The sequence below is a fragment of the Microbacterium sp. Leaf161 genome, assembly GCF_001423645.1.
GTDB classification, from domain to species: Bacteria; Actinomycetota; Actinomycetes; order Actinomycetales; family Microbacteriaceae; genus Microbacterium; species Microbacterium forte.
Genome location: NZ_LMOW01000001.1, coordinates 1227932 through 1243558, shown reverse-complemented (window position 1 = coordinate 1243558; position 15627 = coordinate 1227932). Strand labels below are relative to the sequence as shown.

Annotated in this window: 15 protein-coding genes; 5 read left to right on the top strand and 10 right to left on the bottom strand. The window is 67.8% G+C overall.

Translation table 11 applies throughout. The annotated features are described in order from the left end of the window. Positions 1-13 precede the first annotated feature (13 nt). Together ASF87_RS06130 and ASF87_RS06125 are read right to left on the bottom strand one after the other, a co-directional pair. On the bottom strand, positions 14-475 hold the full coding sequence (locus tag ASF87_RS06130; RefSeq protein ID WP_042541540.1) for an ASCH domain-containing protein: 462 nt from the start codon (positions 473-475) through the stop codon (positions 14-16). A 20-nt stretch (positions 476-495) separates the two neighbouring features. Continuing rightward, complete coding sequence (locus tag ASF87_RS06125) at positions 496-2253, bottom strand: alkaline phosphatase family protein (protein ID WP_042541539.1); 1758 nt, start codon at positions 2251-2253, stop codon at positions 496-498. A gap of 70 nt (positions 2254-2323) precedes the next feature. Here ASF87_RS06125 and ASF87_RS06120 point away from each other — a divergent pair, with 70 nt between their 5' ends. Further along, complete coding sequence (locus tag ASF87_RS06120) at positions 2324-2617, top strand: hypothetical protein (RefSeq protein ID WP_042541538.1); 294 nt, start codon at positions 2324-2326, stop codon at positions 2615-2617. Between the two features lie 62 nt (positions 2618-2679). Continuing rightward, positions 2680-4107 carry a CCA tRNA nucleotidyltransferase gene (locus ASF87_RS06115; protein WP_056374967.1) on the top strand — a complete coding sequence of 476 codons (1428 nt, stop codon included), beginning with the start codon at positions 2680-2682 and terminating at the stop codon, positions 4105-4107. Positions 4108-4296: 189 nt separating this feature from the next. Here the strand turns inward: ASF87_RS06115 and ASF87_RS06110 are convergent, their stop codons facing one another. Together ASF87_RS06110 and ASF87_RS06105 are read right to left on the bottom strand one after the other, a co-directional pair. Beyond that, complete coding sequence (locus ASF87_RS06110) at positions 4297-5397, bottom strand: hypothetical protein (protein WP_056374965.1); 1101 nt, start codon at positions 5395-5397, stop codon at positions 4297-4299. After that, on the bottom strand, positions 5394-5747 hold the full coding sequence (locus ASF87_RS06105; protein WP_056374963.1) for a PadR family transcriptional regulator: 354 nt from the start codon (positions 5745-5747) through the stop codon (positions 5394-5396). The genes ASF87_RS06110 and ASF87_RS06105 overlap by 4 nt, the downstream gene beginning before the upstream one ends. 203 nt (positions 5748-5950) lie before the next feature. Between ASF87_RS06105 and ASF87_RS06100 the strand changes: the two genes are divergently transcribed. The 3 genes from ASF87_RS06100 to ASF87_RS06090 all read left to right on the top strand — a co-directional run bounded on the left by ASF87_RS06100 (position 5951) and on the right by ASF87_RS06090 (position 9619). After that, positions 5951-7276: a GAF domain-containing protein gene (locus ASF87_RS06100; protein ID WP_056374961.1), complete on the top strand. Its 1326-nt coding sequence runs from the start codon at positions 5951-5953 to the stop codon at positions 7274-7276. Positions 7277-7487: 211 nt separating this feature from the next. Further along, positions 7488-9053, top strand: a complete 1566-nt coding sequence (exaC, locus tag ASF87_RS06095) for an acetaldehyde dehydrogenase ExaC (protein WP_056374959.1) — start codon at positions 7488-7490, stop codon at positions 9051-9053. Positions 9054-9217: 164 nt separating this feature from the next. Next, positions 9218-9619, top strand: a complete 402-nt coding sequence (locus ASF87_RS06090) for a DUF779 domain-containing protein (protein WP_056374957.1) — start codon at positions 9218-9220, stop codon at positions 9617-9619. A 39-nt stretch (positions 9620-9658) separates the two neighbouring features. Here the strand turns inward: ASF87_RS06090 and ASF87_RS06085 are convergent, their stop codons facing one another. Genes ASF87_RS06085 through ASF87_RS06060 form a run of 6 tightly spaced genes read right to left on the bottom strand, consistent with a single transcriptional unit; the run spans position 9659 to position 15295 of the window. Next, a complete protein-coding gene (locus ASF87_RS06085; RefSeq protein ID WP_056374955.1) occupies positions 9659-10414 on the bottom strand; it encodes an ABC transporter ATP-binding protein in 756 nt (251 codons plus the stop codon). After that, complete coding sequence (locus ASF87_RS06080; RefSeq protein WP_056374953.1) at positions 10411-11208, bottom strand: ABC transporter ATP-binding protein; 798 nt, start codon at positions 11206-11208, stop codon at positions 10411-10413. Before ASF87_RS06080 ends, ASF87_RS06085 begins: the two co-directional genes overlap by 4 nt. Then, positions 11205-12065: an ABC transporter permease gene (locus tag ASF87_RS06075; protein ID WP_056374951.1), complete on the bottom strand. Its 861-nt coding sequence runs from the start codon at positions 12063-12065 to the stop codon at positions 11205-11207. Before ASF87_RS06075 ends, ASF87_RS06080 begins: the two co-directional genes overlap by 4 nt. Beyond that, complete coding sequence (locus ASF87_RS06070; protein ID WP_056374949.1) at positions 12062-13024, bottom strand: ABC transporter permease; 963 nt, start codon at positions 13022-13024, stop codon at positions 12062-12064. The genes ASF87_RS06075 and ASF87_RS06070 overlap by 4 nt, the downstream gene beginning before the upstream one ends. 53 nt (positions 13025-13077) lie before the next feature. Then, entirely contained in the window at positions 13078-14571 is a 1494-nt protein-coding gene (locus ASF87_RS06065) for an ABC transporter substrate-binding protein (protein WP_056374947.1), read from the bottom strand. Between the two features lie 28 nt (positions 14572-14599). Then, positions 14600-15295 (bottom strand): DUF1684 domain-containing protein, encoded by a 696-nt coding sequence (locus ASF87_RS06060; RefSeq protein WP_056374945.1) that lies wholly within the window; start codon positions 15293-15295, stop codon positions 14600-14602. Between the last annotated feature and the right edge of the window lie 332 nt (positions 15296-15627).

Sequence of the window (15627 nt, the reverse complement as noted above, 5' to 3'; positions counted from 1 at the left end):
GCCGACCGGCACGTCAGGCGGGGTGGACGACGCGAAAGCGCTCGCAGATGATCGGCATGTCGGCCTCGAATCCCCGAGGGTTCTCGGAGTGGGCGCGCCAGTACCGCTCGTGCGATTCGCGCCAGTAGGTGAGGGTGCGGTCTCCCTCTCCTTCCGCGTGCGCGTGCTCGTCGGTGACCTCGTCGAAGGGCACAGTGCGGACCGCGGTCGTCTCGAGCACGGCGCGCGGAGCGCCGGATCCGTCGAGGATGATGCTCAGCTCTCCGACGTACGGCTCGGGGTCCCCTGTCTCGTCGTAATCCCACTGCGAGGAGGCGGTGCCGGTCTTCACGCCGGCGAGGACGAGCGCGAGCAGAGAATCGGCATGGTCGGGCGTCGCACCGAAGGCCCAGGCGCCGGGCGTCTGCTCCGGAAGCGCAGGATTCTCTGCGCGGACATGGTTCCAGAAGGCGGTGAGCGCGGCACTGTCGGTCATGCGGCAAGCCTATTGCCGTGCTACTTGGCCGCGGGGCCGAACAGCTCCTCGCCGTGCTCGTGCAGCAGCCGGTAGGCGTCGGCGAAGGTCTCGGGCTCGGGTTCGCCCGGCTTGCCGTACTTGGCGATCAGCAGACCGAGCAGACCTCGGGCAGGCGGGGTGAGCGGTTTCATCTCGGTGGGGTCACCGGGCTTCGGCTCAGCGCGCTCGGGGTTCGGCGGCGTGTAGGCGGGTGTCGTGACGGGCCAGTCGGCGGGATGCCGAGGCTGGTCGAGGTTCACGGCGGCGAAGAGCGTGTTCGCCGACTGGTCGCGGTCGTTGAGCGGCTTCAGGCCGTGCAGGCGCGAGAGGGTGGCTGTGACCGACCCGTGGTGCATCTCGTCGTGGACGATGGTTCCTCGACGCGTGTACGCCGACACCGCGATCGCCGGCACACGGCATCCGAGTCGATCGAACGTGAAACCCATCTCGCCCGCCCCGGTGTCCTTCGTCGGCTTCGTCGCCGAGGGCGGGGGCACATGGTCGTAGCACCCGCCGTGCTCGTCGAAGGTGATGAGCAGCAGGGTGTTGACCGCGTTCGAACCCTGGGGCGACGCGCTGGTGCGCACCGCCTCGTAGATGTCGTGGATCAGACGGTCTCCGGCCCGGACATCGGAGATCGCGCTGTCGTAGACGGGCTCGCCGTCGACGACACTCTCGCGAGGCGATCCGAACGGCGGGTGGAAGTCGTTGTGGTCGTAGACCATGCGCGGTTCGATGAACGCGTATGCCGGCAGGGTGCCGTTCTTCGCCTCTGCGTAGAAGTCCTCCATCGTGCCGAAGTGCTCGGTGCGCCAGTACTTCTCGAGCACTGCGGCGTGCAGCATCCCCGTGAACGACACCAGCTGGAGCTTGTCGATGTAGATCTTCCAGCTGACCTTCTCGTCTTCGAGCCGATTGAACACCGTCGGCGCCGCAGGGGCGTCGAGCCACTTGCGGTAGCCGCCGCCCGCCTGGTTGGTGACGAAGCCATGCGAGGTCGACGCGTGGAAGAACGACCGGTTGCAGAACGTCTGCGACGGCACCCCGGCATACCAGTGGTCGAACACCGCGAACTCGGAGGCGAGCGTCGACAGCACGGGCAGCATCTCAGGGGAGAAGGAGCCCATGATGTGCGCGGCCTCCTCGGGCTTGGGCTCGACGCCCTTGCGCAGGCGGCGGAAGTTGATGATGTAGTCCTCGAGGAACCCCGACATCGTCGCCTTCTCGCCGTGCGTCGGTGCGTTGAACGGGGCCGACATCTGATCGACGAACAGGTCTGCGTTGTCCTTCGGGTCGACCGTGCCGAAGATCTGGGTGTTGACGTGCGGATACTCCTCGCCCGGGTCGGGGTCGGGCAGGCTCATGATCCGGTCGGTGTCTCCGGTGTAGACGTGTGCGTCGACGACCGTGCCGTCGGCCGCGGTGTTGCTGTGCGTGCCGAACGCGAGACCCTCGAACTTCTCGCCTTTCGGGAGCGTCTCCTTCGAGTACAGATAGCCGAGCAGGTTGTCGAACGACCGGTTCTCGCCCATCACCACGACGAGGTGGTCGAAGCCGGGTTCGCTGCGCGGAGTCAGCGCGGCGAACGGATCGGGGTCGGAGGCGAAGCCCTTTCGCTGATTCGCGACGTTCACACCGATCGCCGCACCTCCGGCGCCGCCGATCACGGCGCCGGCCAGTGCGGCGCCGCCCATCTTGAGGAATCCTCGCCGGGAGGGCTCAGGCGCGGTGGGGGACTCGCTCTGTTCTCCGGTCACGATGCCGATCCTAGGACGCGGAGGGTGTCGACGCACGGGATGCTGAAAGCGGCGCCGCTACGGTGGGGGCATGAGCTACGCAGGAGAGTCCTCGATCGAGGCGCGCGTCCGGGCGGTCACTGCCGATTTCGGTCGCCGTCAGACGCGGCTGTTCGTCACGTTCGCGCTGATCGAGGGTCCGGTGCTGCTTCTCCTCGCTGTCGCGATCTACGGCTTCGAGCTGATCGACCCCGAGATCGGGATCTGGTTCATCGTCGCCGTCGCGGTGATCGGCGGGTTCCTGATGAGCATGCTCCTCATGCGGCTGGTGCAGGCGAGAGCTCGCGCGGTCGCGCAGGCCAAGGGCGAGAACCCCTTGTTCTGACACCCTGCCCAGTCACACCAGCCGCCGACGGATGACACCCGCACCCCGGTACGCTGGAACCCATGCTCAATATGGCTGACGGCCTCGTCCGTCTCGGCGCGCTCGCCGAGAACCCGGTCGTCCGCACCCTCGCCGGGGCGTTCGAGGCAGCGGGCTTCGACCTCGCCGTGGTCGGCGGACCCGTGCGTGACGCGCTGATCGGCAGGCCGACGCACGACCTCGACTTCACGACGAACGCGATGCCGGACGACATCCTGCGCATCGTCAAGCCGATCTCGACCGCACAGTGGGACATCGGCCGCGCATTCGGCACCATCGGCGCGCGTGTGCAGGGCGAACAGGTCGAGGTCACGACGTACCGGGCCGACAGCTATGACGGCGTGACCCGCAAGCCGACCGTCGAGTTCGGCGACACGATCGAGGCCGACCTGCACCGACGCGACTTCACCGTCAACGCGATGGCGCTGCTCGTGCCGGCCGTGAAGCTCGTGGACCCGACCGGGGGAGTCGAAGACCTCATCGCGGGTGTCCTGCGCACGCCGGCGAGCCCTCACGTGTCGTTCGGCGACGACCCGCTGCGGATGCTGCGCGCCGCGCGCTTCAGCGCTCAGCTCGGCTTCCGCATCGACGACGACACGTTCGACGCGATCACTCAGCTGCGAGCGACTCTCGAGATCGTGAGCCCGGAGCGCATCCAGTCGGAGCTCGTGCGGCTCATGCAGACCGACGACCCCGTGCGCGGCATCCGCGTGCTCGTCGAGACAGGTCTGATCGAGGAGTTCCTGCCCGAGGTGAGCGCTCTGCGGCTCGAGGTCGACGAGCACCACCACCACAAGGACGTCTACGAGCACTCGCTCACGGTGCTCAACCAGGCGATCTCGCTGGAGCAGTCGCGCAACCCCGGGGCTGAACCTGACGTCGCACTGCGCATCGCCGCGCTTCTGCACGACATCGGCAAGCCCCGCACTCGCAAGCTCGAAGACGGCGGCGTCGTCACCTTCCACCACCACGACGTGGTCGGGGCGAGAATGGCGCGCAAGCGTCTGCAGGCGCTGCGGTTCGACACGGACACGACCGAGGCCGTGTCGAAGCTGATCGAACTGCATCTGCGGTTCTTCGGCTACGCCGAGGGCGCCTGGACGGATGCCGCGGTGCGCCGCTACGTGCGCGATGCGGGCGACCAGCTCGAACGCCTGCACATCCTCACTCGCGCCGACGTCACCACGCGCAACAAGCGCAAGGCAGGGCGGCTCGCCTCGGCCTACGACGACATCGAGTCGCGCATCGCCGCGTTGCGCGAGCAGGAGGAGCTCGACTCCATCCGCCCGGAGCTCGACGGCAACCAGATCCAGAACATCCTCGGCATCGCGCCCGGCCGCGAGGTCGGCGAGGCCTACCGATTCCTGCTCGAGCTGCGCCTCGACGAGGGTGTCATCGGAACGGATGCCGCTGAGCAGCGCCTTCGCGAATGGTGGGCCGCCCGGGCCTGAGCTCGCTGACGTCCGATTGCGGCTGAAGGCGATCCGGCGGAGGTGTCGGTATCGACTCGTCATCCCGCCGCTCGCACACGTGTTCCGGCGTGCTCGGCGTGGTCGACTCGAGGGCATCGGGACTCTGACCCAGCGCCTCCCGGACGAGATGGCTGATGTCGATCGAGATGATCTGCTCACCCATGGCGGTCACGGTGCCGGCGTCGCGGTGGGAGACGGGACTGTCCCGTCGGCCGGCGACGGGGTCGGCGACGGCGTCGCGTTCACCGCGTCGATGCCCGGCGCCTTCTGGAAGGGAGGCTCGGGGCGCTTGACGGTCTCGAGCTCCGGCATCAGCGAGGACGGGTCGAGGTCGGCCTCATCGAGCGGATACACGTTCCAGACGGGGCGTCCGCGGTAGTCGTCGCCGGGAATCGTCGCCCGCAGACCATCGTCCTGCATCCCGAACTGCTGGTCGCCGCCGTTCTTGGAACCCACGATCTGACCGTCGGGCGTCAGCACGGTCTGCGCGCCGTTCTGACCGTAGAGATCGATCGGTGTGCCCTTGCCGGTGAACAGCTGCACCTGGTCGATCGGGTTGCCCTCGGTGTCGAACGCGAAGATGTTGTTGATCTGCACACCATCGAGACGCAGGCCGCTCTGCAGGCCGTACTCGTCGCCGACGTATTCGACGCGGGGCGTGAGCGCGGCGGGCAGTGCCACGACGAGAGCGATGAATGCCACGACGCTCGAGATCGTGCGGATGTGGCGCAGCGCGTTGCGAGGCAGCCACTGACCGCGTCCCCACTGGACGCTCACGACCGCGAGCACCGCGACGGCTGCCCATTCGAGTAGTGAGTCGGGAACCATCCAATGGTCGAGGCGTCCTCCGTTGCCCACCCTCGTGATGACCACCGTCAGCACGACGACGTAGATACCGTACCCACGGAGCACCCACCACACCGGGCGCAGCGCGAGCAGCAGGTCGAGGAACCACGCCGCGATGGGGCTGCGCCGGATCGTCTGCGTCGTGCGACTGCGCCAGCCCCGGATTCGCACGCCGAGGGGCACTCGTTGCCGCGTCTCGCGTCGGGGCGGAAGACCCGCAGCCGTTCGCAGCTCCTCGGCATAGGCAGCCGGGTCTCCGACGTCGAGCACTCCGTCATTGTCGGCGGCCTGGTCGGTGAGGTCTGCAGTGAGACCGCCGATGATCTCGTCGAGCTCGTCGGACGGGAGGTCGTCGAGGTGCTCCCGCACCGCGAGAGCGAAGGAGCGGATCTGTTCGTCGATCGAGACGGCGGTGTCGTTCATCGGTTCTCTCCGATCGTGGTTGTGTCTGTGGTCTCGGCAGTGAGCAGCGTGGACATCGCCCCCGCGAAGTCCAGCCATGTGACTGTCTGCGAGTCGAGAGCCGCGCGCCCCTGAGGATTGATCGCGTAGTACTTGCGGTGTGGGCCGCCCTCCGAGGGGACCACGTAGCTCGACAGGCTGCCCGCGGCATACAGACGACGGAGAGTCCCGTACACAGACGCGTCACCCACGTCGCCGAGACCGGCATCCCTGAGTCGACGAACGATGTCGTAGCCGTAGCCGTCCTCGGTGCGCAGCACCGCGAGCACGGCCACATCGAGCACGCCCTTGAGAAGTTGAGTGGTGTCCATCGGACCTCCTTCGATGCACTGCACACTACCACGCACTGCACAGTAGTGCGCGTGGCGCGGATGCGGCGTGGCGATCTGCATCCGTGATCCGAGCATTCACCTGCGCGTGGATCTGAGCGCGCAACCGGAATATCGCGGGTACCGCCCGCGGCATCCGGCTCCTACACTGAGGTAACGCTCCACCGACGACGAATGGAGACGCTGTGGTTGCGTCGTGGCAGGTGTCACGTGATGGCCCTCCTGAGGCCTCTCGTCTCCTGATCGAGCGTGCGCATGAAGAGCTGATCGCCGGCAACCTCGAAGATCATCGACTGCAGCAGGTGCGTCCTCTCGTCCGCGAGTCGTGGGTGCGGTCGTGGAGAGGCCGGGTCGGGCCCGAGGAGGCGCCGCGGATCGAGCTCGTGACCGAAGAGCTCGACGCCTATCGACTGGCGCATCCGCTCGCATCCGCCATGGACATGATCCGTGCTCTGCTCTTGCCCGGCACCCCCGAGGAGTCGGGGGTGGTCGTCGCCGTGGGCGATCAGGCCGGTCGGCTGCTGTGGATCGAAGGCGACCGCCAACTGCAGTCGCTCACCGAGGGCATGGGGTTCGTCGCCGGCGCGAACTGGGCAGAGGATGCCGTCGGCACGACCGCACCGGGCACGGCTCTCACGCTCGATCAGTCGGTGCAGATCCGTGGGGCCGAGCACTACAACCGGCGGGTGCATCCGTGGTCGTGCACCGCGGCGCCGGTGCGCGACCCCGAGACGCGGCGGGTGCTCGGAGTGATCGATGTCACGGGTGGTGACGAGGTCGTCTCGACCCAGGCGCGGTTGCTGGTCGACGCCACGGCGCGCGCCGTCGAGTCCGAGCTGATGGTGGCGCGGCTTCGGGCGCGCAGCGACGCCCCACGCCCCGCGACGTTCTCGTCGCGCGCCAAGCCCACGACCCGCGCGACCCTGCACGTGCTCGGGCGAGACAGAGCGCGTCTCGAGACCGAGACCGAGCTCGAGGAGTCGATGATCGAGCTGAGCGCCCGCCACGCCGCCATCCTGCTGATGCTCGCGGTGAACCGTCAGGGCCTGTCTGCCGAGCGATTGAGCGAACTCGTCTACGGCCCCGAAGCGTCCGCCGACACGCTGCGTCCTGAGATGGTGCGCCTGCGAAAGGTTCTCGAGAAGCACGCGCCCAGCCTCGTTCCCGAGTCCCGGCCCTACCGACTGACGGTGCCGCTCGAGACCGATGCGCACGACGTGCTCTCGCTGCTCGACCGAGGCGCACATCGTGTCGCCCTCACCGCCTATCGCGGCCCTGTGCTTCCCGAGTCGACCTCGCCGGGGGTGGAGGAATTCCGCGAGTCGGTGAGAGCGGCGTTGCGCGAGACGATGCTGTCGGAGGCGAGCCTCGACGTCCTGTTGGAATACGCCGAGATCCCGGAGGGGCAGGGGGATGCCGCGGCGCTGCGTCTCGCTCTCGAGATGCTGCCGGCCCGGTCTCCGAAGCGCGCCGGACTCGTCGCGCGCATCGAACGCATCGAAGATCGCTGACACGGGGTCATCCGGCTGACGGATCTCCGTCCGGACGTGTCCATGCCGACGGCATGCCCGCCATCCGGGGAATCGTCAGCCGTTCGAGCGGATCCAGCCAGCGCCCGCCGTGCAACCCCTCGCAACGTTGCGCATCGGGGTGCAACCTCCGCCGACCTACCGTCGGAGGACAGCCGCAGCACCGACGCCGTGGCCCGTCGAAGGAGTTCCGATGACGATCGTCGAAGAAGACGTGTCCACCGCCCCCGCATCCTCCGCGTACGCCGCTCCCGGCCAGCCGGGCGCCATCGCGACCTACCGTCCGCGGTACGGCCATTACATCGGCGGCGAGTTCGTGGATCCGGTCAAGGGCCAGTTCTTCGAGAACGTCAGCCCGGTCAACGGCAAGCCCTTCACCGAGGTGGGCCGGGGAACCGTCGAGGACATCGACCGTGCCGTCGACGTCGCCTGGAAGGCGTTCGCGAGCTGGGGCAAGACCAGCCCGGCAGAGCGATCGGTGATCCTCAACAGGATCGCCGATCGCATCGAGCAGCACCTCGAGGAGATCGCCGTCGCCGAGACCTGGGAGAACGGCAAGCCCGTGCGCGAGACGCTCGCCGCCGACATCCCTCTCGCGGTCGATCACTTCCGCTACTTCGCCGGTGTGCTGCGCGCGCAGGAGGGCGGCATCAGCCAGCTCGACGAGAACACCGTCGCGTATCACTTCCATGAGCCGCTCGGAGTGGTCGGGCAGATCATCCCGTGGAACTTCCCGATCCTGATGGCGGTGTGGAAGCTCGCGCCTGCGCTCGCCGCAGGCAACTGCGTGGTCATCAAGCCGGCCGAGCAGACCCCGGCATCCCTGCTCTTCCTCTTCGACATCATCGGAGACCTGCTGCCGCCCGGTGTCGTGAACATCGTCAACGGCTTCGGCATCGAGGCGGGTGCACCGCTCGCGCAGCACAAGCGCATCCGCAAGGTCGCCTTCACGGGTGAGACCACGACGGGGCGCCTGATCATGCAGTACGCGTCGCAGAACCTGATCCCGGTCACGCTCGAACTCGGAGGCAAGAGCCCGAACGTCTTCTTCGAGGACGTCGCCCGGGACACCGCCGACCCGTTCTACGACAAGGCGCTCGAGGGCTTCACGATGTTCGCGCTGAACCAGGGCGAGGTCTGCACGTGCCCGTCGCGGGCCCTCATCCAGCGGTCGATCTACGACGGCTTCCTCGCCGACGGACTCGAGCGCGTCGGGAAGGTCATTCAGGGCAACCCGCTCGACCCCGCCACCATGATCGGCGCTCAGGCGTCGAACGACCAGCTGGAGAAGATCCTCAGCTACATCGACATCGGAAAGCAGGGCGGCGCGCGGCTGCTCACGGGAGGCGACCGTGTCGACCTCGGCGGCGATCTCAGCGAGGGATACTACGTCGCACCGACCGTGTTCGAGGGCACGAACGACATGCGCATCTTCCAGGAGGAGATCTTCGGGCCGGTGCTCTCGGTCACCTCGTTCGACGGCTTCGACGACGCGATCTCGATCGCGAACGACACGCTCTACGGGCTGGGTGCCGGGGTCTGGAGCCGCAGCGGGGACACCGCGTACCGTGCGGGGCGTGCGATCGAGGCCGGTCGTGTCTGGACGAACACGTATCACCAGTACCCTGCGCACGCCGCGTTCGGCGGATACAAGCAGTCGGGCGTCGGGCGCGAGAACCACAAGATGATGCTCGACCACTACCAGCAGACCAAGAACCTCCTGGTCTCGTATGCGGAGGGCCCGATGGGCTTCTTCTGAGTCACCCCTCCGTCGCTATTCGCTCGAGCAGCGAAGCCCACCTCCGGTCGTTGAGCGAGGAGCGAAGCCCCGAGACGAAACGCGCTGATCCGCTCGCCGCGTTTCGTCTCGGTCGGCTTCGCCGTCCTCGCTCAACGACCGGGAGCTAACGAAAGGTACGAATCATGGTGAGCATCGGCACCTATCAGCGGGTCGACGTGACGGATGCCGCGGCATCCCTCATCCGCGACCTCACCGTGCAGCATGGCCCGCTGATGTTCCACCAGTCGGGCGGATGCTGCGACGGCTCGTCGCCCATGTGCTACCCCGTGGGGATGTTCATCACAGGTCCGGGCGATGTGCTGCTGGGCGCACTCGACGTGGGGGTGGACGCCGCGGTCGAGGTCTTCATGTCGGAGTCGCAGTTCGAATACTGGAAGTACACGCACCTCACGATCGACGTCGTGCCGGGCCGCGGCGCAGGGTTCAGCGTCGAGGGGCCCACGGGGATGCGGTTTCTCATCCGCTCCCGGATGCTGAACGACGCGGAGCTGGAGTACTTCGGGCTGGCGGGTTCGGCGGGTTGACGGCTGCGGATTGATGCCAAGTCACGCCGCTGGCGGCGCTCAGCGGGGGAGGCGCGGAACGGCGTCGACCAGCGCCCGCGTGTACGGGTCCTGCGGGTCATGCAGTACGGATGCCGTGGCACCCTGCTCCACCACGCGACCGTTCTGCAGCACGACCGTCCGGTCGCACGCCGAGGCGATCGCGGTGAGGTCGTGCGACACCATCACGAGGGACAGGCCGTTCTCGCGGCGCAGTCGGTCGAGCAGTTCGAGCACCTGCACGCGCGTGGTGACGTCGAGAGCGCTGACCGGCTCGTCGGCGAGCAGCACCCGAGGGCGCGAGACGACCGCCCGCGCGATCGCGATGCGCTGGCGCTGCCCGCCCGAGAACTCGTGCGGGTAGCGGCGAGCGGTGTCGGCAGGAAGGCCGACCGACTCGAGCGCTTCGGCGATGCGGGCCTGGGCGTCGGCTCCGGATGCCAGCCGCAGGGAGCGGAGGGGCTCGCCGATGATGCGGTCGATGCGCTGACGCGGGTCGAGCGACGAGTACGGGTCTTGGAACACGGGCTGCACGCTCGCCCGGAAGCGGCGCATCTGCGTGCGGTCGCGCAACGACAGGGGCTCGCCCTCGAACAGCATCTGACCGTCACGGGGTGCCGACAGCCCGAGCAGCAGTCGCAGGATCGTCGACTTGCCCGCGCCCGACTCGCCCACGAGACCGAGGGAATCGCCCGCATCGAGACTCAGGGAGACGTCGTCGAGCACCCGCCGGGATCCGTAGGCGAACCCGGCGGCGCGCAGCTCGAGGAGACTCATGCGCCGGCCTCCTTCGCATCGAGGAACGCGTCGAGCGCGCGGGCGCTGTCGACCAGCATCCGCGTGTACGGCTCCGCCGGATTCTGCAGCACCTGCGCGACCATGCCCTCTTCGACGACGAGACCGTCTCGGAGCACGACGATACGGTCGACCAGTCGAGAGACCACGGCGAGGTCGTGACTGATGAACAGCAGCGCCATGCCGCGCTCGGCGACGAGTCGCTCGAGAAGGGCGAGAACGGCATCCTGCACGGTGACGTCCAGCGCCGTCGTCGGCTCGTCGGCGATGAGGAGCTGCGGCTTGGCAGCGAGGGCGATCGCGATCGCCACCCGCTGGCGCTGACCGCCGGAGAGCTCGTGCGGGTAGGCGCGCGCGAAGCGCGGCTCCGACAGGGCCACCTCGTCGAGGGCCGCCGCCACGGCAGACCGCAGCTCGTCACCGCGCAGTCCGAGGTGACGACGCAGCGGTTCGGCGATCTGACGACCGACCCTCATCAACGGGTCGAGCGCGGTCAGCGGTTCTTGGAAGACGATCTGCGCGACCGGTCCGCGCAACGGCCTCAGAGCGGCATCCCGCGCGCCGACCACCTGGTGCCCGTCGAGCAGCACGGATCCGGAGGAGACGAGGGAATCCGGCAGCAGACCGGTGACGGCGAGCGAGGTGAGCGACTTGCCCGAACCCGACTCGCCGATCAGGCCGAGACGCTCGCCGGGCGCGAGGGAGAACGAGACATCGCGAACGAGGGCGCCGGATGTCGAGCGGACCGTGAGACCCGAGACCTCGAGAATGCTCATCGGCTCCTCCTTCGGGTCGGGTCGGCGAGGTCGCGCAGGCCGTCGGCGAGGAAGTTCACTCCGAGCACGAGGGCGATGATCGCGATGCCGGGCGCGATCGCGCCCACCGGAGCGGTGAGCACAGTGCCCTGAGCCTCCTGCAGCATCCGACCCCACGAGGCGTTGGGCGGCGGAGCGCCGAGTCCGAGGTACGACAGGCTCGCCTCGGCGAGCACCGCGGCACCGAACTGCAGCGCGAGACTGACCGCGAGAGTCGGAGCGATGTTGGGCAGCACGTGCTGGAAGACGATTCCGAGTACGGACGTACCGCTGGTTCGCGCCGCGGTGACGAACTGCTCCTGCAGCACGCGGCGCGACAGGATGCGGGTGAGACGCGCGACCACCGCCGACATCGCCAGGCCGATCGCGAGCACCGCCGACCACAGCGAGGCGCCCTGGACCGCGACGACGAGCATCGCGAGCAGCAGCACGGGGAAGGCGATCACGACGTCGAGTCCGGCGGAGAGCGTGTCGTCGACCCAGGGGCGCGAGAATGCGGCGATGAGGCCGACGATCGTGCCGAGCACGGCCGCGATCGCCACCGAGCAGATGCCGACGATCAGTGCGATCCGGGCACCCCACATGAGCTGAGAGAGCAGGTCGCGGCCGAGTCGGTCGGTGCCGAGCAGATGCAGGGCGCTCGGACCCTCGAGGCGGCTGCCGCTGGTGTCGGCGAGCGGGTAGGGCAGCCAGAACAGCGAGACGAGGGCGATCAGCACGATGGCACCGGTGAGGACGAGCCCGATCAGCAGGGTCGCCTTCGGCCGACGCCGCGCAGGCACGGAGTCGGTGATCAGCTGCTCGGCGACGCGGCTCATCGGTTGCCCGAGACGCTCGTGCGCAGACGCGGATCGATCAGGCGCTGCACGATGTCTGCGGCGAACCCGACGAGCAGCACGAAGAGGGTGCTGACGACGAGGACTCCCTGGATGACCTGGAAGTCGTGCTGCTCGATGGCCGACAGCAGCAGGCTGCCGAGGCCGGGAAGAGTGAAGACGCTCTCGACGACGACCGCGCCCAGCAGTGTCGTCGACAGCTCGATGCCGAGGATCGCGACGACGGGCACAGAGCCGTTGCGCACACCGTGACGCAGAAGCGCTTCAGCAGTGCCGGAACCGCCGGCCCGGGCGGTGCGCAGGTAGTCGCTGCCGATCACGTCGAGGGTCGCCGATCGCACATAGCGGCTGAGAGAGGCGCTCATCACGATCACGATCGTGATGACGGGAAGCGCGAGCGAGCGCAGAGCATCAGCCGGGTCCTCCCAGTCGTCTCGCGGGAAGCCGCCGGACGGCAGCAGGCCGAGTCCGAGAGCGAAGACCCACACGAGCACGACACCCACCCAGAAGACGGGCACGGCCACGCCGAGCTGCGCGAAGCCGGAGAGGGCGATGCCGTACCAGCGGTCGGACTTCACGGCCGCGGTGATGCCGATCACGAGCGAGACGAGCAGAGCGACGGTGAACGCGATGAGCGTGAGCGGAAGGGTCACGGCGAGGCGGTCGGCGATATCGGGGCCGACCGGACGCGAACTCAGGAAGGACTCACCGAGATCGAAGCGCAGGAGCTGCCCCGCCCAGGTCGTGAACTGCTGCAGGAGAGGCTGATCCGAGCCGACCTGTGCGCGGGCGGCGGCGATCTGCTCGGGGGTGGCGTTCACCGAGAGCAGCGCGTTCGCCGGGTCGCCGGGGAGCAGGCGCAGCAGCACGAAGATCGCGATCATCGCGACGACGAGCGACACCACGAGGAACGCGAGGCGGCGCAGCAGGTAGGCGAGCATGGCTTCTCAGGATGAAAGAGGGGGATGCCGACGCGCGGCATCCCCCTCGCGCGTCAGGACTTGACGATGTCGTAGGCGAAGAACTGCGAGTTCAGGCCGTTGACCGGGTAACCGCTGAGGTCGCTCGAGGCGACCACGATCTGCGGGTACAGGTACAACCATACGCTCGCGGCATCCTCGGCGATCTTCTCGTTGACCTGCTTCAGCAGGGCGGTCTGCTCGTCGGTCGTGGCTGCCTGCTCGGCCTCGGCGACCCACTGCTGCACCTGGGCGTCGCTGTATCCCCAGTAGAAGTCGGGGTTGCCGTACCAGACGACGTCGCGGTCGTTCACGTGCTCCTGGAGCGTGGCCTCGAAGTCCTGCTCCTTGAACACCTTCGTGTACCACTCGTCGGCGCTGATCGTGTTGATCTCGACTGTGATGCCGACCTCGGCGAGCTGTGACTGCAGGAACTCCGCCACGGCGGGGTGCGGGTCGTAGCTCGGGGTGTCGAGCGTGAACGTGAAGCCGTCGGCGTAGCCGGCCTGAGCGAGCAGATCCTTCGACAGCTCGACGTCGTAGGGGTTCACCGCGGTGAGGTCCTCGTACCAGGGGTCGGTCGGCGGCACCATCGAGCCGATGAGCGTGCCGTAGTCGCCCCAGATCGACTCGAGGAGCTTCTGGGTGTCGATCGCCGAGTAGATCGCCTTGCGCACGAGTGCGTTGTCGAAGGGGGCGACGCGGTCGTTGAAGGCGAGCAGCTCCTTCGTGGTCGAGGTTCCCTCGCTGATCACGTAGTCGTCGTTGTCGAACTGCGCGAGCGAATCCGGGCTCTGCACGCTCGTGATCACGTCGATCTCGCCCGTGGCCAGAGCGTTGTTCTCGGCGGTCGCGTCGGTGAAGTACGTGTAGACGACCTCGGCGTTCTTGGCCGGCTCGCCCCAGTAGTCGTCCCAGCGCTCGAGCGTCAGGGTGGAGCCCTTCTTCCACTCGTCGAGCGTGTAGGGGCCCGTGCCGTCTTCCGACCCGGTGATGTCGCCGGCCTCGTCGTTCACGACCCAGACGTAGCTGAGGTTGTAGAGGAACGAGATCGACCGCTGCGACAGCGTGAAGACGACGGTCTGGTCGTCGGGGGTCGCGATGTCGGCGATCGTCTTGAAGCTCGACTTGCGCGCCGACACGGAGTCCTCGGCGGTGACGGCCTCGACGCTCGACTTCACATCGGCGGAGGTCAGCGGGTCACCGGAGTGGAAGGTCACGTCGTCGCGCAGCGTGATCGTGTAGGTGAGGCCGTCGTCGGACACCTGAGCGTCTTCGGCGAGAAGCGGCTCGACCTCGCCGTCGTCGGTCAGGCGGTAGAGGCCCTCGTAGACGTTGCCGGTCAGGGCCTCGGTCACGCCCTGGCCACCGCCCTGCGTGTTGCTCAGGTTGGTGGGCTCGTACAGCGACCCGATGAAGATCGTGGCGTCTTCGCTCGCGGCGTCGTCGGTGGCGCCCGACGCGCATCCGGCCACGAGGGCGAGCGTGGCCACGGCGCCGAGCGCGCCGAGGATGCGGGTTCTTCTCATGAGTGCTCCAGGGTGAGGGTGTGCGGCGTCACGCCGCGTAGATGTCGAAGCCGTCGCGGAAGACGACGTTCTTCTCGCCTGCTCGGATAGGCAGGGGGAAGCGGTTGGATGCCGGCGGCAACGGGCAGTTGTACTGGGCGCTGAACCCGCACGGCGGCACGAAGGCGCGGTTGAAGTCGAGCACCACGGTGCCCTCGTCGTCGCGCAGCTCGACGAACAGGAAGCGGCCGGATCCGTAGGTCTCGGCGCCGTTCGTCTCATCACCGAACACGAGCAGCAGGGTGCCGCCGTCGTCGAAGGCGGCCAGATCGTACTCACGGCCGTCGAGCTCGAAGTGGATGTCGCCGGGGACGACGAGCTCGCGTGTGCCGCCGTTGTCGCGGATGTGCTCGAACGACACTCGGCGATCGCCGGACACCGGGGTGAAGTGGCCCTCGAGCACCCACGCAGGGTCGTAGTCGTAGGTGTCGATGCGGTCGAAGGCGCGGATCGCCGGTGCATCGGCATCCCACAGACGCAGTCCGTGCTCGGCCTCGCCGGTCTCGATGTTCGTCCGCTGGATCGGCGTCACGGTCACCGTGTCGGATGCCGCCTGCTGCTCGGCATCCAGATCGGGCGCCTCGCCCGTCCAGCGGGTCTCGATCAGGGCGAGGTTTCCGGTCGCGGACGTGACGGAGGCACGGCGCTCGGCCTGCCAGTGGGTGTGATCTTCGTGCTCAGACATCGCTTTCCATTCTCTTGCATGCAGAAGGGGGAGGGGCCGGGTCCGTCACTCGGAGTAATGCGCGAGGACAGGCATTCGCGAGAGTGCACGAATGCCGCCTTCCAGGAGGGCATTCTGTCCGCATTTCGTGCATCATTCCGCGGGATTCGACCGGTTCGGTCGAACCTCTCCGACGCAACGGAATGCAACGTATGCCGGTATACCATTACTCATATACGCGCAGAGTCGTCAGTCCCCAGCTGACCCGCGCGTACGGACGGTTCGACCGTCCTGCGGAGGGAGAGTCAGATCTTCTTCTGATCCCGAGGGGGGATGGGGTGGGAGCGCTGATC